Source organism: Viridibacillus sp. FSL H8-0110 (genome assembly GCF_038003565.1).
GTDB lineage: Bacteria > Bacillota > Bacilli > Bacillales_A > Planococcaceae > Viridibacillus > Viridibacillus arenosi.
Window position 1 is genome coordinate 386629 of record NZ_JBBOPJ010000001.1, and the last position, 19550, is coordinate 406178.

Annotated in this window: 19 protein-coding genes; 13 read left to right on the forward strand and 6 right to left on the reverse strand. The window is 36.8% G+C overall.

From position 1 onward, the window contains the following. Window positions 1-365: 365 nt before the first annotated feature. Window positions 366-2306 (reverse strand): ABC-F family ATP-binding cassette domain-containing protein, encoded by a 1941-nt coding sequence (locus tag MHH98_RS02030; RefSeq protein ID WP_038179481.1) that lies wholly within the window; start codon window positions 2304-2306, stop codon window positions 366-368. A gap of 126 nt (window positions 2307-2432) precedes the next feature. On the opposite strand from MHH98_RS02030, the gene MHH98_RS02035 reads away from it, so the two are divergent. From MHH98_RS02035 to tatC, 3 genes are all read left to right on the forward strand, one after another. Beyond that, window positions 2433-3071 (forward strand): redox-sensing transcriptional repressor Rex, encoded by a 639-nt coding sequence (locus MHH98_RS02035; RefSeq protein WP_038179479.1) that lies wholly within the window; start codon window positions 2433-2435, stop codon window positions 3069-3071. Window positions 3072-3152: 81 nt separating this feature from the next. Further along, window positions 3153-3341 carry a twin-arginine translocase TatA/TatE family subunit gene (locus tag MHH98_RS02040; RefSeq protein WP_038179477.1) on the forward strand — a complete coding sequence of 63 codons (189 nt, stop codon included), beginning with the start codon at window positions 3153-3155 and terminating at the stop codon, window positions 3339-3341. A gap of 17 nt (window positions 3342-3358) precedes the next feature. Beyond that, complete coding sequence (gene tatC / locus MHH98_RS02045; protein WP_038179469.1) at window positions 3359-4132, forward strand: twin-arginine translocase subunit TatC; 774 nt, start codon at window positions 3359-3361, stop codon at window positions 4130-4132. 89 nt (window positions 4133-4221) lie between these two features. On the opposite strand, the gene MHH98_RS02050 is transcribed toward tatC, so the two are convergent. Then, window positions 4222-4932: a CPBP family intramembrane glutamic endopeptidase gene (locus MHH98_RS02050; RefSeq protein WP_051448553.1), complete on the reverse strand. Its 711-nt coding sequence runs from the start codon at window positions 4930-4932 to the stop codon at window positions 4222-4224. A 186-nt stretch (window positions 4933-5118) separates the two neighbouring features. On the opposite strand from MHH98_RS02050, the gene groES reads away from it, so the two are divergent. The 3 genes from groES (at window position 5119) to MHH98_RS02065 (ending at window position 8369) form a co-directional block, all read left to right on the forward strand. Next, entirely contained in the window at window positions 5119-5403 is a 285-nt protein-coding gene (gene groES / locus MHH98_RS02055; protein WP_038179465.1) for a co-chaperone GroES, read from the forward strand. Window positions 5404-5440: 37 nt separating this feature from the next. Beyond that, entirely contained in the window at window positions 5441-7066 is a 1626-nt protein-coding gene (gene groL / locus MHH98_RS02060) for a chaperonin GroEL (RefSeq protein ID WP_038179462.1), read from the forward strand. Between the two features lie 598 nt (window positions 7067-7664). Beyond that, window positions 7665-8369, forward strand: coding sequence for a class I SAM-dependent methyltransferase (locus MHH98_RS02065; protein WP_038179461.1), 705 nt, complete (start codon window positions 7665-7667; stop codon window positions 8367-8369). Window positions 8370-8409: 40 nt separating this feature from the next. Here the strand turns inward: MHH98_RS02065 and MHH98_RS02070 are convergent, their stop codons facing one another. Next, entirely contained in the window at window positions 8410-9255 is an 846-nt protein-coding gene (locus MHH98_RS02070) for a DUF2268 domain-containing protein (protein WP_038179459.1), read from the reverse strand. A gap of 182 nt (window positions 9256-9437) precedes the next feature. Between MHH98_RS02070 and MHH98_RS02075 the strand changes: the two genes are divergently transcribed. After that, window positions 9438-9710 (forward strand): hypothetical protein, encoded by a 273-nt coding sequence (locus MHH98_RS02075; protein ID WP_038179457.1) that lies wholly within the window; start codon window positions 9438-9440, stop codon window positions 9708-9710. 338 nt (window positions 9711-10048) lie between these two features. Here MHH98_RS02075 and MHH98_RS02080 read toward each other — a convergent pair whose 3' ends face one another. Further along, window positions 10049-11446 carry an alanine/glycine:cation symporter family protein gene (locus tag MHH98_RS02080; protein ID WP_038179455.1) on the reverse strand — a complete coding sequence of 466 codons (1398 nt, stop codon included), beginning with the start codon at window positions 11444-11446 and terminating at the stop codon, window positions 10049-10051. Window positions 11447-11777: 331 nt separating this feature from the next. Between MHH98_RS02080 and MHH98_RS02085 the strand changes: the two genes are divergently transcribed. The 4 genes from MHH98_RS02085 (at window position 11778) to MHH98_RS02100 (ending at window position 15486) form a co-directional block, all read left to right on the forward strand. Further along, a complete protein-coding gene (locus MHH98_RS02085) occupies window positions 11778-12977 on the forward strand; it encodes a phosphoenolpyruvate hydrolase family protein (RefSeq protein WP_340712201.1) in 1200 nt (399 codons plus the stop codon). A gap of 110 nt (window positions 12978-13087) precedes the next feature. Beyond that, a complete protein-coding gene (locus MHH98_RS02090) occupies window positions 13088-14296 on the forward strand; it encodes a Tm-1-like ATP-binding domain-containing protein (protein WP_340712202.1) in 1209 nt (402 codons plus the stop codon). Between the two features lie 15 nt (window positions 14297-14311). Next, window positions 14312-15142 carry a phosphoenolpyruvate hydrolase family protein gene (locus MHH98_RS02095; RefSeq protein WP_038179449.1) on the forward strand — a complete coding sequence of 277 codons (831 nt, stop codon included), beginning with the start codon at window positions 14312-14314 and terminating at the stop codon, window positions 15140-15142. A 179-nt stretch (window positions 15143-15321) separates the two neighbouring features. Beyond that, window positions 15322-15486 carry a hypothetical protein gene (locus MHH98_RS02100; RefSeq protein WP_164491919.1) on the forward strand — a complete coding sequence of 55 codons (165 nt, stop codon included), beginning with the start codon at window positions 15322-15324 and terminating at the stop codon, window positions 15484-15486. Between the two features lie 107 nt (window positions 15487-15593). On the opposite strand, the gene MHH98_RS02105 is transcribed toward MHH98_RS02100, so the two are convergent. Together MHH98_RS02105 and MHH98_RS02110 are read right to left on the reverse strand one after the other, a co-directional pair. Next, entirely contained in the window at window positions 15594-16310 is a 717-nt protein-coding gene (locus MHH98_RS02105; protein ID WP_340712203.1) for a 3-ketoacyl-ACP reductase, read from the reverse strand. 160 nt (window positions 16311-16470) lie between these two features. After that, window positions 16471-17373 (reverse strand): LysR family transcriptional regulator, encoded by a 903-nt coding sequence (locus MHH98_RS02110; RefSeq protein ID WP_038179446.1) that lies wholly within the window; start codon window positions 17371-17373, stop codon window positions 16471-16473. A 137-nt stretch (window positions 17374-17510) separates the two neighbouring features. On the opposite strand from MHH98_RS02110, the gene MHH98_RS02115 reads away from it, so the two are divergent. Continuing rightward, window positions 17511-18476 (forward strand): ABC transporter ATP-binding protein, encoded by a 966-nt coding sequence (locus MHH98_RS02115; protein WP_038179444.1) that lies wholly within the window; start codon window positions 17511-17513, stop codon window positions 18474-18476. Beyond that, the gene (locus tag MHH98_RS02120; RefSeq protein ID WP_038179443.1) at window positions 18473-19501 is read left to right on the forward strand and encodes an ABC transporter substrate-binding protein; all 1029 of its coding nucleotides are present in this window, start codon (window positions 18473-18475) and stop codon (window positions 19499-19501) included. The genes MHH98_RS02115 and MHH98_RS02120 overlap by 4 nt, the downstream gene beginning before the upstream one ends. Window positions 19502-19550: the final 49 nt, after the last annotated feature.

Below are 19550 nucleotides of genomic sequence, written 5' to 3' on the forward strand. Positions count from 1 at the left end.
TTACTAAAACTAAATTGTGTATGAGAAAAGATTACTTTCGTCAGAAAGTGATCTTTTTTTCATAAAATGGGAACAAGGGATGAAAAATACGAACATTCGTACTTATGCACAATCTGTGGATAAGTTGTGGATAATATGTGTGTTTTCAACATATGGTATTGTCTTTTACACAACTAAATGTGTGTAAAATAAATTTACGTTGTGGATAATGTGTATAACTATGTTAATATACTGGGAATAAAGGAGTTATAATGTGTATAACCCTGTGGAGAAAAAATACGTAAAATTTCTTCTTGACCTATATATGGGACATGAATTGTTCTTATACGACAAAAACCGCGTGCTCATCGACACGCGGTTTTCTTTTAAAACATTTCAAGTTGTTCGTTTAGTTCAAGCCATTCCATCTCAGCTGTTTCATGCTCTTCTTTGGTTTCATCAAGTTGATGTTGAAGGGCCATTACTTTTTCGTGATCAGGGAAGATTTCTGGATCGCACAGTTGCTCCTCTATGAAACGGATTTGCTCTTGATAGTTTGCCATACTATCTTCAATCTCTTCAATTCGTCGACGAATTTGACGTTCCTTCTTTTTCGCTTCCTTATCGATTTTTCCATTTGTCGTCACTTTTTCTGGAGCTTGCTCTTTTGGAAGAGGTATTGCTGCAAGTTTTTCAGCTGCTAATTCTTCAAGCTCTTTTTTCTTCTCTACAAAATAATCATAATCACCTAAATATTCAAAGCTACCATCAGCCGATAAATCAATAACTTTTGTAGCAATACGATTAATGAAATAACGGTCGTGGGAAACAAATAGTAAAGTGCCTGGATAATCGATGAGCGCATTTTCCAATATTTCCTTACTATCTAAGTCTAAATGGTTCGTCGGTTCATCAAGAATAAGGAAATTACATTTTTGAAGCATCAGTTTCGCGAGTGCAAGACGTGCTTTTTCCCCACCCGATAAATCTTGTACGATTTTACTGACGTCATCACCAGAGAATAGGAAGCGACCTAGCACTGTGCGAATGTCTTTTTCGTTCATTAATGGCCATTCATCCCAAAGCTCTTTTAAAACAGTTTTGTTGCTTGTAAGCTTCGCTTGCTCCTGGTCATAATAACCGATTTGAATATTCGTACCATAATGAATGTCTCCCGCAATGACAGGTTTGTCCTTTACAATGGTTTTTAGTAGTGTAGATTTACCAACACCATTTGGTCCAACAAGGGCAATGCGATCTTCGCGGAAAATACGCATATTAATATGTTGAGATACTAATTTCCCATCATAGCCTATTGCTACATCATTTACTGCCAGTACATCATTACCACTTTGTCGGTCGATGCCAAAGGTAAATGTCGCTGATTTCTCATCGCCATCAGGTGAATCCATCCAATCAGTCTTCTCTAACACTTTACGTCGGCTTTGTGCCATTTTCGTCGTTGAAGCACGAGCGATATTTTTTTGGATAAAGACTTCTAATTTTGCCTTTTCATCTTGTTGCTTTTCGAATAGTTTCATATCACGTTCATAGTTTTTCGCCTTCTCATCTAAGTAGCGACTATAGTTACCTGTGAACTTTGTGACATGATGACGAGAAACTTCGTAAACAATAGATACAACTTGGTCCAAGAAATAGCGGTCATGTGATACGATTAAAATAGCGCCGTCATAATTTTTTAAATAGTTTTCAAGCCAGCTTAATGTTTCAATATCTAGATGGTTTGTAGGTTCATCCAAGATTAACAAATCAGGCTTAGTTAAAAGAAGCTTTGCAAGGGCAAGACGGGTACGTTGCCCACCAGAAAGGGCAGAAATATACTTGTCATAATCAGCTGGATAGAATTGCATACCATGCAAAACGGAGCGTGTATCGGCTTCGTATTGATAGCCACCTTGCTCTTTGAAGTCATGCTGTAACTGATCGTACTCAGCCATTACCTTAGCATAAGTTTCTGCATCCTCATAAACAGCAGGATCAGCCATTTTATGCTCTAAGTTTCGTAACTGCTGTTCTTGTTTTTTTATCGGTTCGAAAATAGTCATCATTTCTTCCCATATAGTTAGAGAAGATTCTAAACCAGCATGTTGTTCTAAATATCCTAGGCGAACATCTTTTGGCATAATGATATCACCAGAATCATAAGAAAGCTGACCCGCTATAATTTTCAGTAATGTAGATTTACCAGCGCCGTTACGGCCAACAAGTGCAACACGATCTCGATGCTGTACTTCTAGCTTAACGCCGCTTAAAATTTCATCCGCAATGTAAGATTTATATAATTGATTGACTTGTAAAACAATCATTTTAGACACCTCAGTTCAATCTTAGTTTATCGGATTGCGCAGTTGGGTGCAATGAGATAACTTTACAGGATAACAATCGTCATGTAATATTGAAACGATTTCGGATTGATTGCAGGAGGAAACTGTGTGAAACACGAAACAACTAAAATTCCACAAGCTACGACAAAAAGGCTTCCTCTCTATTATCGATTTATTCAAAACTTCGCTAAAGCAGGGCAGGAACGCGTCTCTTCAAAGGAATTAAGTGAAGCGATGAAAATTGATTCTGCGACCATTCGTAGAGACTTTTCTCATTTTGGAGCGCTTGGCAAAAAGGGCTACGGCTACGATGTCCAAAAAATGCTAGCGTTTTTTAGAAATATATTAGACCAAGATGAGCGTATGAATGTAGCACTAATAGGGGTAGGGAATTTAGGGAATGCCTTTTTGAAATATAACTTTCAAAAGAATCATAATACAAAAATTGTCGTTGCATTTGATACAAAAGCTCCGCTAGAAGGTAAAATGATAAGTGGTATACCTGTGTATCATCCGGATGCGTTAGAGGACAAGTTTGTTGAGTACGGAGCAGAGCTTCCTATCTTAACTGTACCATCACGCTCTGCACAGATGATGACAGATCGTTTAGTGAAGATGAATGTTAGAGGTATATTAAACTTCACACCGATTAGAATATCAGTACCGGATTCAATTCGGGTGCATACGATTGACTTATCTATCGAGTTACAAACGCTTATATACTTCATGCGAAATGATGAAGAATAACTCGAAATATTCACATTTATAAAATAGCATAATTTAGCGAAATGAGTTAAAATAAGAAGATATTATGAGGAGGTGTCTGTTATGGTTGGCCCAGGGAGTGCTATTATCATAGGGACTGTAGCCCTACTTATTTTCGGACCGAAGAAATTACCTGAGCTTGGAAAAGCAATGGGTTCTACTCTCCGCGAATTCAAAAACGCTACTAAAGGTTTAGCAGAAGACGAAGAGGATACAAAAAAAGTCGTCGATGTTAAAAAAGAAGAAAAATAAGTTAGGATGTTAGTTGGATGAACAATAATGAACTAACGATAATCGAACATATAGAAGAATTAAGAAAACGGCTATATATTGTTGCCGTTTTCTTTGTTATTAGTGTTATCGGTAGCTTCTTTTTAGCTGAACCGTTAATCCACTTTTTACAATTTAATAGTGAAGAAGCACAACAACTACAATTGCATTCATTTAAAGTAACAGATCCAGTAAAGGTCTATTTCCAAGTTATTTTCATTCTATCTGTTGTCATAACATCGCCTGTTATTTTGTATCAGATTTGGTCATTTATTAGTCCAGGTTTATATGAAAAAGAACGTAGAGTAACACTAAGCTATATTCCATACAGTGTATTACTATTCTTGGGAGGCGTCGTGTTCTCATATGAACTATTGTTCCCTTATATTATTAAGTTTATGATGCAAATGTCTGTGGAATTAGATGTGCAACAAACGATAGGAATCAATGAATACTTCGAATTTTTAATGCAAATCACCTTGCCATTCGGAGTAATATTCCAATTGCCAATAGTGGTCTTATTCCTTACACGCTTAGGTATAATCACACCAATGATGTTGACTAAAGTACGAAAATACGCGTACTTTATCTTACTAATCATTGCGGCTATCATTACCCCACCAGATATTATGTCTCATATGTTTGTAACATTACCGCTTTGTATTTTATATGAGATTAGTATCCTTATTTCTCGTGTAGGCTACCGCAAGTATTTAAAAGCGGAACAGCAACGCCAAATTGAATTGGCAAACAATCCTTCTACTGATGAATAATCAGTAGAAGGATTTTTTATTTGGAAAATTAAAAATAGATGAGGGAATACATAAAAAAACCTACTCCACAAAAGAGTAGGTCGGCAATCTTACTGTCCTAAAAACTTCATAAGATCATCTTGATAAAGTTGAACTAAAGTTACAAAGCCATTTAGCATCATATGCGCAATAATCGATGTAATAATGCGTTGTGTCTTATGATATAAAAACGCGAATATAAAGCCTGAAATCGCATACAGTATGATGTGTGAAAAGTCGAAGTGGATCACGGCAAAGACAATTGCACTTACTGCAGCAGCAATAAAGAAATTTGTCTTTCGGAAAATTGAACCGAAAATAACACGGCGGAAGATAAATTCCTCTAAAATCGGTCCAAACACTACAATACCTATAATAGCTACTGGTGCCACATCTGCAATTTCAATTAAATTAGCTGTATTTTCTGAGCCAGTTTTTATGCCTAGACCTTGTTCGATGAGGGCACCGACTGTTTGGCCAAAGAATACGAGGAAGAAGCCAATTATACCCCAGCCGATTGACATAGGAATAGAAGCCTTTTCACCTTTAAAAACTTGCCAAAAACCTTTATCTCTCCTAACGAGAATGAGTGAAACGATTAGAGCGGTACCCATGCTGATGAATATCCACCAACCTTGGGTCATGAGAATAGCTGAGTTTAAACTAAGGTCAGGATTCATTTTCTGTATGAGCTTAAGAAGCGGTTTCAAAAAAAGAATAGATGACAGTTGCATAATAATGTAGACAATCAAAACAAAAAATGCGGTTTTCTTTGATTTCAAATTTAAAATCCTCTCTTAAAAAAGGTGTTATCTCTATTGTAGAATACTCGCTTTAGAAAACAAAATAATTTATGCTTCTTACTTGCAAAAAAAGATGGAATTCTTTATTATAAGAATTGTGTTAGCACTCATGACTTAAGAGTGCTAATAAAATATAAATTCAACATTTCTAGGAGGTTGTTTCACTTGTTAAGACCATTAGGTGATCGCATTATTATCGAATTAGTCGAAGTAGAAGAAAAAACAGCATTCGGCATCGTTCTTCCAGACTCTGCAAAAGAGAAACCTCAGGAAGGTAACGTTATCGCAGTAGGTACTGGCTTCTTGACTGACAGTGGTACAACAGTTCCACTTAACGTAAAAGAAGGAGACCGCGTTATCTACTCTCAATACGCTGGTACTGAAGTAAAATATGAAGGTAAAGAATATTTAATTTTACGCGAAAGCGATATTTTGGCTATTATCGGCTAATAACTGAAACTAAAAACTATTCAGGGGGTACGCATCAATGGCAAAAGATATTAAATTTAGTGAAGAAGCACGCAGCTTAATGCTTCGCGGAGTAGATAAATTAGCAGATGCTGTTAAAGTAACATTAGGACCTAAAGGACGTAACGTCGTTTTAGAAAAAACTTTTGGCTCACCACTAATCACAAACGATGGTGTAACAATCGCAAAAGAAATCGAGTTAGAAGATCCATACGAAAACATGGGTGCAAAACTTGTATCTGAAGTAGCTTCTAAAACTAACGAAATCGCTGGTGACGGTACTACTACTGCAACAGTTCTTGCGCAAGCAATGATCCGTGAAGGATTGAAAAACGTTACAGCTGGTGCTAACCCAGTTGGTATTCGTAAAGGTATCGACAAAGCAGTAGCTACAGCTATTACTGAACTACAAACTATTTCTAAACCAGTTGAAAACAAAGAAGCAATTGCTCAAGTAGCGGCTATTTCTGCAGCTGACGAAGAAGTAGGCGAGTTAATCGCAGAAGCTATGGAACGTGTTGGTAACGACGGCGTTATCACTATCGAAGAGTCAAAAGGCTTCACTACTGAACTTGATGTAGTAGAAGGTATGCAATTCGACCGTGGTTATGCATCTCACTACATGGTTACTGATACAGATAAAATGGAAGCTGTCCTAGACAATCCATATATCTTAATCACTGACAAGAAAATCGCTAACATCCAAGAAATTTTACCAGTACTTGAACAAGTTGTTCAACAAGGTAAACCACTTTTAATCATTGCTGAAGACGTAGAAGGCGAAGCACTTGCTACATTAGTAGTGAACAAACTTCGTGGCACATTCAATGCAGTAGCAGTTAAAGCTCCTGGATTCGGTGACCGTCGTAAAGCTCTATTAGAAGATATCGCAATCCTAACTGGTGGACAAGTAATCACTGAAGATATCGGTTTAGATCTTAAACAAACTTCAATCGATATGCTTGGTCGCGCAGCGAAAGTTGTTGTAACTAAAGACCACACTACAGTAGTAGAAGGCGCTGGCGAAATCGGTTCAATCGAAGCTCGCGTAGGCCAAATTCGTGCACAATACGAAGAATCTACTTCTGAATTCGATAAAGAAAAACTACAAGAACGCCTTGCTAAATTAGCTGGTGGTGTAGCAGTTATCAAAGTTGGTGCTGCAACTGAAACAGAACTTAAAGAACGTAAACTACGTATTGAAGATGCTCTAAACTCAACTCGCGCAGCAGTACAAGAAGGTATTGTAGCTGGTGGTGGTGTTGCACTAGTAAGCATCTACAACAAAGTAGCTGAAGTTGCAGATGCATACGAAGGCGACGTAGCAACTGGTGTTAAAATCGTTCTTCGCGCTCTTGAAGAACCAGTTCGTCAAATCGCTAACAACGCAGGTCTTGAAGGTTCAATCATCGTAGACCGCCTAAAACGCGAAGAAAAAGGCATTGGTTTCAACGCAGCAAACGGCGAATGGGTTAACATGATCGACGCTGGTATCGTAGATCCAACTAAAGTAACTCGTTCAGCACTACAAAACGCAGCATCTGTAGCAGCTCTATTCTTAACTACAGAAGCAGTTGTAGCAAACATCAAAGAAGCAGCAGCTCCTGCAATGCCTGATATGGGCGGCATGGGCGGTATGATGTAGGGTTCGCACGATGCGAATCACGTAATCGTTGCGACAGGACGTCGCGAACTTAGGTTACGTTCCTTACCAATGTGGTAAGACATCTCGTACGCTTTCACTGCGCTAAAAAAACGCAAGGCACTATCTAACCTTGTTTTGTAAGACCCTAGCATTAGACTACTCATCTAAAGTGAAACCCCCTTATCAATTCTTAAGTGAATTGGTGAGGGGGTTTTTTGTAAAGTGTTAAATAGTAAATTACTATTAGTGATTGATACTGATTTATCTTTTATGGTTATTCATGTGAAATTATTAAATTAGATATATTTTACGGAAATATATCTGAAGGTGACGGAGTTATATCCTATTACAGCAATACACAGGAGAAAATGCATTGGTGCACTATTGAACATTAATGAAAAAATATTTCCTTGAGAAAATATGCTACTTATATAAACTTTTAATAATAATAAAAGCAGCCCTGCAATCACTGCAAGGCTGCTTTTTAAGTATCAAAATTTATTTACTATGAAGTAATATTTTCATTGCTTACTCTATACATCTACATATCTAAAGAGTAAGCATACTATAACTTTATAAAAAATAGGAGGGATATCCAGTGTCTAATGCTTACTTAGACTTATTAGCATACTTTGGAATTGGTGGTGCACATCCTGGTGGGTTTAATCTAACCCAATCAATATTAAAAGACGCAAATATTAAACCAAGTGAATCTGTATTAGATGTAGGTTGTGGTACAGGGCAGACATCAGCTTTCTTGGTGAAAAGATTTAAGTGCCAAGTGACTGCAATAGATAAACATCCAATTATGATAGCAAAAGCAGTGGAACGATTTAAGAATGATCCATCCACAGTTAAGGTAATGGAAGGGAACGCGGAATGTTTGAATTTTGAGGATGACTCCTTCGATTTCATCATTGCTGAATCTGTTATCGTGTTCACAAATATTGAAAAGACGTTACATGAACTTGCTAGGGTGTTGAAAAGTGATGGCAGGTTGATCCTTCTTGAAATGACGGCTGAACAGAACCTGACGGAAAAATTGCAGAGAAAAGTATGCAATTTATATGGAATCAAAGAAATTTTAAGCGAAGATGAGTGGCGGGCTAAGTTACAGCAAGCTGGATTTACTCGTCTTGAAATAATCGATACACCATCTGAACTTAGTCCAAGTGAAGTAGATGATATTAATCAATCGGATAACATAAAAAAAGAGCTGTTTGATTTATTGGAAGAGCATAACGAATTAATAAATCATTATCGTCATTTCATAGGCTATCGAGCTTTTAAATGCTATTTCTAACATAACTTTTAAAAAAAGAATTGAAATGGCATCCTTAAAGTTACTCATCAATTGCAAATTTGGAACCGGCAATTATTTCATCAGAGGATTTATAATATAACTCGCCCTTTTTAAAGGGACCGTGATTCTTTTGATAGCTATCAACAATCTGAAAGCCTAGATGATAACCAATCCATTTTGGCAGTGGTCCTCTAGCTTTACCATATAAAAAAGGGTAATGATTATTTATGTCTTGAACATTTAAAGAAGGTATAAAACGTCGTTTCCATATAGCAGAAGCATCTTCAAATGAGTAGAGATTGACCCAAGGACCAATCCATTTTTCACCATACAAATCTTTTACTGCATATTCTCCAAGTCCTTCAATGATGAGTGAATCTTTTAACGTAATTTTATTCGAAGCCAAATCTAAATGTTTTATTCTACAAACATGGTTATATTCATGGGCTAATAAAGCCTTTAGTTCTGTTATTGGAAGATCTACAGATACGAATAAAAATAATGCCCCACTATAGGCCACACCGTTTTTACTTGGTGTTTGTTTTCTTGACTTTATATTCGCGTTTTTTATAGGGAAAATATAGATTGAAACTTTTGGACCTTTCCATAATCTCCTTAAATACTGATATTCCTGCTCAACAATTTGCCAAACTTTTTGATCTTCTAACTTCTTTACGGTGCTCTTTAAGTTGGTCCATTCATACGGCTCAAAAAGTCCATAATTCTGGAGTTCATATTGCCAGACTTCTGGGTTGGCCTTAGGCTTTAATCCTTCGAGTGGTCCGCATAGTGTCTCACATTGTAAGTAAGATGCTCCTTTACCAGACTGCTCTTCACATAGTTCAATAAACTCATAAAGCCAAGGTTGCGTTTTGATCACTGACATATATCTCATCCTTTTAGTTTTGATGTCTTTTAGTATATGTATGGGATGCATCATTGCTTTTGATAAATATAAATAGCTACTAATCCTTTATTCACTAGACGATTGTCCATTACGTAAATTTATCACCTCCATATACTAGCAGAGCATACTTGTATGTAAATAGTCGTGGAAGGAGGATTAAAATGAATCAAATATATGATCAATGTTGTAGATTTCATGGAAGAACGGTGAGGATTACTTGCAATGATGGTAGAGTTCATGTAGGGGAAATTACCAGAGTTAATAGAGATATGGTCTGGATTCGACCTACTGGAGGTCTTGGTGGTTATGGTTTGGGATTCTTTGGGGGAGGTTTTGGATTCAGACGTGGATTTGGACGTGGATTTGGTTTTGGATTTGGCATAGCTCTTGGTGCAATTACTGGAATCGCCTTGGCTTCAGCATTTTTCTGGTAAGACCTATTTAATCCAAGTTCACGTTCCCACAAGCATAGTATAACTTCCATTAATTAATCTCTTGCAAATAATAAGGGAAATGGGGTAAACGCGTGCTTTGGCTGAACAACAAAGCCATAAAAAGGAGAGTAAATTGAACTGTGCCTAATTGTTAGATACAAACTGACAATTGAAGGTGCAGTTTTTTTGTACATAGGTGCTTTTATTGAAAGCTCAGGAAATTTTCCTGGTTATTCCAACGAATCAAGGGGCAGCTTCTTTCATTTGAACGATGATATAAAATATTATATTTTTGCTTATAAAAAAACGTGCAAGCAAGTGCTGCACGTTTTTATTTCTTATCTATCTTCTTCTTCCCAACATTCCGTGTTTTTTAATCCCGGAATTGATTTTGCATAAAATGAAGGGTTTTTACCTTGTTTACGTTGTTTGGTAAAGTCATCCAATACACGGAAAGCTACTTTTCCTAGTAAGATAATGATGATGATATTTAACATCGCCATTAGCCCCATAAATAAATCAGCTAAGTTCCAAACAAGTGATACATGAGCTACAGAACCGAACATGACCATTCCTAGAACTACTAAACGGTAACCCGTTAACCATCCTTTATGTGCGTTCATAAATTCGATATTTGTTTCACCATAATAGTAATTTCCCACAATCGAACTAAATGCGAAGAAAATAATCGCAATTGCTATAAAGTATGGAGCCCAACTTCCTACATGTACAGCGAAGGAATTTTGAGTTAGGACGATTCCGTCATCTGGTCCTGTTGAATATAGACCTGCCAAAATAATAATGAAAGCAGTAGCAGAACAAATAACAATTGTATCAAAAAATACGCCTAGGCTTTGAACGAGACCTTGTTTTGCAGGATGTGAAGTACTTGCAGTAGCAGCTGCATTTGGTACACTACCCATACCAGCTTCATTTGAAAATAAGCCGCGGCGTACACCTTGCATAATTGCAACCCCAATAGCTCCTCCAGCTGCTTCTTTCAAGCCGAATGCTTCAGATAAAATTAGGCTGAAGACTCCTGGTATTTCCGATAAATTAGTTGCGACCACGTAAAGAGCGATGAGTAAATAGAATATGGCCATAACGGGTACAATTACTTGTGTAACTTTCACAATTCTATGTACGCCACCAAAAATAATCATAGCTGTTAACACAACTAATACGATCCCAATGATATAAGGCTCGATATTAAATGCTTCTCCAACTGAAGTAGCAATCGTATTGGACTGTACTGCATTGAAGATAAAACCAAAGCTTAAAGTTAAAAGAATACTAAAGACTATTGCCAGTTTGCGTTGGCCTAGCGCTTTTTCCATGTAGTAAGCAGGACCACCACGGAAAGAGTTACCATCTCTTACTTTGTAAACCTGTGCAAGTGTACTTTCAATAAACGCGGTAGCCATTCCGATAATGGCGATAATCCACATCCAGAATATAGCTCCAGGTCCACCGACCCCGATAGCTAGTGCTACTCCTGTTATATTTCCTGTACCTACACGAGAAGCTGTACTAATAGTAAAAGCCTGAAACGCGGAAACGCCCTCGTCTTTTTCTTTTTTCTCCATTATTAAACGGAACATTTCGCCAAACATACGAAACTGTACAAATTTAGTTCCAATCGTAAAATACAAACCAGCACCTAGTAGTAATACGATTAATATATATGTCCATAAAACATTATTTGTTTCATCAACTATATTCCCGATCCATTCCATTTATCTGCCTCCTTTTTTGCATACCTTTTAGTTTATAACATTTTTTAATAAACAATCAACTTAAAAGAGAAAATAAGTACGGTCAGTCTTTGACTTAATTTTTTTATTTTATTAATAATATTAAAGTCATAAATAAAGACGAACCTAAGTTGATTACAAAGGAATTTTTCGAATGTTGCTTAATCTATAGTTATGATTTTTACTGATTTGTACTGTCTTTCTTCATATTTAAATATAAGTCTAAAATTTTCAGCATCATAATGAGTATACTGTAATTTGATTATTCACCAATGCTATACTTTGAATAATTGTTTGTTAGGTGGTGTTAGAAGTGAATATAAAGGAACATGTATTAAAAAGGTTAGAAGAACAGCTTCAATTGCACGGCCATCTCATTGGAGTAGCAGCAGGTTCCGGGATGACGGCTAAGTATGCAGAAGTTGGTGGAGCGGATTTTATACTGGCTTTGAGTTCCGGGCGCTTTCGTCAAATGGGTGTTAGCTCATTAGGAGGCTTTTTAGCTTACGACAATAGCAATGATCTTGTTATGAGTTATGCATCGAAAGAGTTGATCCCTATTGTTAATAATATTCCTGTAATCTTTGGATTACAGGCAACAGATCCCACAATCGAGTTGGCTGAAAAACTAAATGAAATTGAGAGGGCAGGATTTGCTGGTATTAATAATTTCCCGAGTGTGGGGTTAATAGATGGCCAATTTCGTGAGGCATTAGAGGAAAATGGGATGAGTTATGCACGTGAAGTGGAAGTTATTGCGATGGCGAACAAGAGAGGACTATTTACTGTTGCTTTTGTATTTAATGTGGAACAGGCAGAGCAAATGATGAAAGCTGGGGCAGCGATCATTTGCGCGCATTTGGGACTAACAGTAGGTGGTTCTCTCGGAGCTAAGAAGATTTTATCATTGCAGCATGCAAAGAATCTTGCAATGGAAATATTTGAACGTTGTGAGCAATTTAATAGACCGGTTATACATATGATATATGGTGGTCCCGTGAATAAACCAATAGATGTCCAATTTATGTATGATGGTACATCAATCATGGGATATATTGGCGGTTCTTCTATAGAACGCATACCTACTGAACAAACAGTTACACAAGTTACAAAGTCTTTTAAGAAATCGGATGACTTTCATTATGATGAGCTAATAGAGAAGATTATTGATGGGATGGGGAGTCAAAGAGACTATATTGAATTTGTGAAGAAATATATTCACCTTCATTATATGGATCAAATTCATTTACGGGATATTGCCAAAATGTTGAATTTATCAAGTTCATATTTAAGTACATTATTTAAATCTGAAGTAGGAATGGCTTTTACACAATATCTAATTGAATTTAGATTGAATAGAGCTGTTGATATATTAAAAAAACAGTCTTTACCATTAACGAATGTGGCTGAAATGGTAGGTTACCCAAACTATGTACAATTTAGCGTCATATTTAAAAAGCATAAAGGCGTTTCTCCAAAAGAATTTATAGAATCTAACATAAACAAAAGTTAATGAAATATAAACAGATTCATTTTGCCTGTATGAATTGGTATATTAATGATAAGAAGTTTTGAAAGCGTTTTCTTCATTATTTATAGATTTACCAAAAGGGAGAGATGAACTTGAAAACAATCGCATTGACAGGTACCTTCGATACAAAAGGACAAGAGTTTCTATTTGTAAAAGAACTTATTGAATCTTTAGGAATGCAAACATTGACGATTCATACGGGAGTATTTGATCCTCAATTTAAACCAGATGTGAATAATGATGAGGTTGTAGGTATTGTTGGTGAAGACATTATAGCAATTCAAGAAAAAAAGGATCGAGCACATGCTACAGCGGTTCTATCAAAAGGTATGGAACTACTAATTCCAAAACTCTATGCTGAAGGTAAATTTGATGGCATTCTATCGTTCGGTGGCACAGGTGGAACCTCGATTGCGACACCAGGTATGCGTAAATTACCAATAGGTGTTCCAAAAGTGATGGTTTCAACTGTAGCTTCTGGTAACACTGAGCCATATGTTGGAACAAGCGATATCGTGATGATGCCATCTGTTGTAGATATTGCAGGGCTAAATGTCATTTCTACTCGTATTTTTACAAATGCAGCCTTTGCGATTGTGGGTATGCTTCACTTTGAACATGATTTGAAATTTGAAAAGAAACCGCTAGTAGCAGCTACAATGTTTGGTTTAACAACTCCTTGTGTGAATTTCGCTAAGAAATATATGGAGGACCGCGGATATGAAGTACTGATATTCCATGCTACTGGTGTAGGTGGACGGACAATGGAACAGTTAATCGAAACAGGATTTATAGATGGTGTATTAGACTTCACCACTACTGAATGGGCAGATGAATTAGTTGGCGGTGTTTTAGCTGCTGGACCAAGTCGTTTAGAAGCAGCGGCTAAAAAAGGTATCCCACAAGTTGTTTCTTTAGGTGCTCTTGATATGGTGAACTTCGGACCATTTGATTCTGTTCCAGAGAAATTTGGAGGACGTAATTTCTACAAACATAATCCAACAGTTACATTAATGCGAACAAATGAAGAAGAAAATAACCGAATTGGTGAAGTAATTGCTGAAAAGTTAAATATGGCAAAAAAAGATACAGTATTAATGCTTCCGTTGAAAGGTTTATCGGGGCTTGATGTAAAAGGACAGTCTTTCTATGGTCCTGAAGAGGACACTGCGTTATTTACTGCACTGCGTAAAAAATTAGATAATCCAACAGTTGAAATTGTTGAAATGGATTTAGATATTAATGCACAAGCATTTGCAGAACAAGCAGCTGAGCGCTTAATAGCAATGATGAACAAATAAAGAGGAGTGACAAAAATGGTTCAATTAAATAGAAAAGATATTTTAGCACGTTTTACTGAAGAAATTTCCAATGGAAACATCTTATTAGGAGTAGGAGCAGGTACAGGTATTACTGCAAAAAGTAGTGAGGCAGGCGGAGCTGATATGCTAATTGTATATAACTCAGGTCGTTACCGTATGGCTGGTCGTGGCTCACTTGCAGGATTGTTATCTTATGGAGATGCAAATCAAATAGTTATAGAAATGGGCAATGAAGTATTACCAGTAGTCAAAGATACACCAGTTTTAGCAGGTGTGAATGGTACTGACCCATTCCGTGTAATGGATGTCTTTTTAAAGCAATTAAAAGAACAAGGTTTCAGCGGTGTTCAAAACTTCCCAACAGTTGGTTTAATCGATGGTGTATTCCGTCAAAACCTTGAGGAAACTGGCATGGGTTATGGACTTGAAGTAGAAATGATTCGTAAAGCGCATGAATTAGATATGTTGACAACACCTTATGTGTTTGATGAAGAACAAGCGAAGCAAATGGCTGAAGCAGGTGCAGATATCTTAGTTGCTCACATGGGACTGACGACAAAAGGAACAATTGGTGCACATACTGCATTAACATTGGATGACTGTGTGGAACGAATTCAAAAAATTATCGAAGCAGGTCGCGCTATCAATCCTGATATTTTAGTTATTTGCCATGGTGGACCAATCGCGGAACCAGCAGATGCTGAATATGTAATTAACAAAGTGGACGGTATTTGCGGTTTCTTCGGTGCCTCAAGTATAGAGCGTTTCGCTGCAGAAAAAGGAATTAGAGAACAATCAGAAGCGTTCAAGAATATTCGTTCTTAACTTGCTAAGCAAGAGATTGTTACTTTATTAAAATGATTGTAATTCACTCTTGCTCAAAATGAAAATCTAAAGCAACCTTGCAAATACTTAGCAAGGTTGCTTTTACATATCATCTATTATTTCTGCATAATCCATTTTTCCGTGGAAAGACTATATTTACAGAAAGGATGAGTGTTTAGATGGAAGAAAATAAATACGCACAACTTAACCATGAACAATTGAGAGAAATTAATGAAATGGAAGAGAAATTGGGTGTAACATTGATTGCTTACGATACATCTGCAACTCAAACTAATAGGTCTACATCCTTTAATAATGCTTCTTCTGAAATCAATCCGTCTTAGAATCCCATTACTCATGGGCAGTAATTAGTAAGAGTATAAGCTGAAAATCAAAAGAACCTCCTCATCTTATGAAAAAGGTGAGGAGGTTCTTTTTTTTATAATAACACTTATGGATTTGTTGACCATAAACCAGCTGATTTTAGAAGAACTCTTGGGTGTAATTTAAGTTGGGCAACCATAAAGTCTGCAATATCTTCTGGCTGCATTACTTTATCTGGATTGCCATCAGTTAAATTCAGTTCGACTGCCATATCAGTAGCAACAGTGCTTGGTGTTAAGGTACTAACACGAATATTATGTTTTCTTACTTCAAGCATTAATGATTCACTTAGAGCAATAACAGCAGCTTTTGAAGCACTGTATGCACTAGTAACAGGTGCCCCTTTTTGACCAGCTGTTGAAGAGATATTAATGATATCACCAGTTTGGCGTTCAATCATTTCTGGAAGTACAGCACGTGTTATGTAATATACGCCCATGACATTTACTTGGATGATTTTCGCCCACTCTTCTGGATCAAGCTCAAGGAAATTTCCGAATTTAGAAATACCAGCGCTGTTTACTAAAATATCGATAGCACCAAGTTCCCCACGAATTTTTTCGACTGTTGCATTTGCTTCATCGATATTCGATACATCACCTGTTGCAATGGCTACCTTCACTCCGTATTCATTTAGTTCAGCTACTACATTTTCTAAATTTTCAAGAGTTCGGCCAATTAAGCCAATGTTAATGCCCTCTTTTGCGAAAGCAATTGCTGTAGAACGTCCAATTCCACGTCCTCCACCAGTTATAAGCGCTGTTTTACCATTTATAATTTGCATCTATCTCTCTCCTTACTATTTATAAAATCGTACGAATTTTAATTTAGTATTCATATATGGTACCTTGACCGAATGAAAATGTATATTATTTTGCTTTGTAGCCGTTATCTAACACACTGAAAAATGATTGTGAAAACATAGTTATGTCTTCCACTAAAAATTAATCATTCGCTTTGTAGTCATATGCTAAAGTGTGAATCACTTTCTTTACAAACTCATCAATTTTACTATCTAAGCGACACTTAGGGTAAACGAGCTGAATTTTGCGGGTTAGAGTAATATCGTTCAATTCCTTTTTGAGTAATGTTCCTGATTTTAGTTCTTCATCCATTAGAGCAATAGAGATAAAGGCTAATGTTTTGCCGTAAGTTAACATCTTCTTAATGGTACTAACTGAATCTAGTTCAATTGTGTAGATAGATGGTGCAAAAGGATCTAACCACTTTCCGATGAAATGATTAGTTGAGCTTGAAGAGGTATGCAATAATATTTTGCTTTTAAGGACATCTGATTTTGAGATGTCCTTTTTTGTTGCAAGTTCGTGTGTGGGACTTAATGCAAGAACAAGAGAATCTTCACCAATAGTTTCGTAAATGAGTGCTTGATCTTCTTGTTTTGTTTCCATTATAAGTCCAAAGTCTAGCTCTTGAAGTATTAACTTCCTTTCGATTTCAGGAGCCGTCTTTACTTCTAAAGAAATTCTTATATCTGGATAAGCTGTGGAAATTTGATCGATGATATCAGGCATGAAAATATGGGCAGGAAGCCCACTTGCACCTAGTCGAATTGAGCCGATATTGCCTTCTATTAGGTTTTCAAAGAATTGATTCATGTCTTTTTGTAGCTGTACGATTTGCCGCGCATAGTGATAGAGTCCTTCTCCCGCCTCAGTTAAACGATAACCCCCAGCATTTGTACGGAATAATCGTACTCCATATTCTTCTTCTATTGAACGAATATGAAATGATACAGTAGGCGCAGTAATGCCTAGCTCTTTAGCAACAGGAGCTAGCTTTTTTAAATTTACGAGCAAGCAAAATGCCTGTAATTTGAGATTATTCATTTTATCCTCCTAAAGTAAATTAGATAAACTCTTGCATTGGCTATAGTATATTAGAGTTTTTTTAACGAATTGTTAATACTAGGTTAATATTTCCTAAATATCTGGATCTTATAGTGGTTATAGACGAGGAGGGCATTATGAAAATCTCGATTACGAATATAGAAAAGAAGTATGGGAAATCTCAAGCACTCTGGCCGATTAATGTAGAACTAGACAGTAAGTTTGTAACAATTTTAGGTCAATCGGGTTGTGGTAAAACTACGTTATTAAAAATACTAGCTGGTTTAGAGAAGCCAACAAATGGTGAAATCAGATTTGACGAAACAGTTATCTATTCGTCAGATCTTCGTAAGAACATTAGACCAAATAAGCGTAATATTGCAATGGTCTTTCAAGACTTTGCACTTTGGCCACATATGACTATTTTTCAGAATATTGCTTTTGCATTAAAGGGGGTATTGCCCAAGTCAGAAATTAAGGAACGTGTAGATTATGTTATGCGAATGGTGAAAATGGAGGGTTTCGAGAGACGTAAACCTGGCGAATTATCAGGAGGTCAGCAGCAACGCGTGGCACTTGCTAGGGCTCTTGCAACTAATCCAAAACTAATTCTATTTGATGAACCTTTATCAGCATTAGATGCAGTTCTTCGAGAAAAGATGCAAGAAGAGATTATGCATATTATTCATGAGCTAGATTGTCAAGCTATCTTTGTCACACATGATCAAACAGAGGCTATGACAATGTCTGATCAAATTATCGTGATGGAGGCAGGGAGAATTGCACAGGTAGGTTCACCACAAGAAATCTATCAATCACCAGCTACACCTTATGTGGCAGACTTTATCGGAAAAGTAAATTGGGTTGATAAAGGTAGCCGTATTGTTCGCCCTGAAGGAGTATCAAGACATTCACAATTAGGGGCTATAGCAAAACAAGCAAAAATAGTGAAAAGTACTTTTATCGGAGATCGATATTTAGTTCAAGCAGAAGTAGAAGGCAATCAATGGAGCTTTTACGAAAACGCTCCGCTCGAAAAAGGAAAACAGCTTAAAGTTTTTATAGATGAAAAACAAATTTATCAATTGGAGGGATTACATTGAAGAAACGTAGTTTAAAAATGATAGCAACAGTTGGAACACTTTTGACATTAGCATTAGCTGGGTGTGGAAATAGTGACACAGCCACAAATGATGGTGAAGCAAGCGCACAATCTAAAGAAAATAAAACACTAACAGTTTATTCTGCTGGACCAGATGGTTTGGCAGCAAATGTACAACAAGCATTCGAAGAAAAAACAGGAATGAAGGTAGAGATGTTCCAAGGAACAACAGGGAAAATTTTATCTCGCTTAGAAGCAGAGAAAACAAACCCTGTTGCAGATGTTGTCGTATTAGCTTCAGTAGCTTCAATGGATGGGATGAAAGAAGCCAATCAACTTCAAAGTTATAAAGACGCTGAAAATGCAGGTAAAATCAATAGCGATTGGTCGGACGCAGAAGGCTATTATTATGGCTACAGTGCATCAGCTTTAGGAATTGCTTACAATACTAAAAATGCAAAATCAGCTCCAAGCGAATGGTCTGATTTAGCGAAAGCTGAATGGAAAGATAAAATCAATATTCCAGATCCGAGTCTGTCGGGTTCAGCTGTTGATTTCATCTATGGATATACGGAAGCAGAAAAAACTGGTTGGGACATTGTTCAATCATGGAAAACAAATGGTTTACAAGTAAATGGTGCAAATAAGGAAGCATTAGACTCAGTTATTACTGGAGATAAAGATGCAACAATTTCTGGAGTAGATTACATGGCCTATAAAGCAAAAGCAGATGGAGAGCCTGTAGAAATTGTTTACCCGAAAAGTGGAACAGTTGTCAGCCCACGAGCAGTTGGAATTATGAAAGATGCAAAAAATGTAGATGGAGCTCAAGCTTACGTTAATTTCTTACTTTCAGATGAAGGTCAAAAGCTAGTAACAGATGCTTATTTACTTCCGGGGAACAAAGAAATTCCGGTGAAGGATCGCGCAGCATTGGATGAAATTCCTCAACTAACTGTGAATTGGAAAGGCGCAGAGACAAAGCAAATCGATATTTTAACGAAATTTAACGAGATTTTCCAATAATAATTTATGAGCTGAGACATTTTTCTCAGCTCTTGTTTTCTAAGGAAGG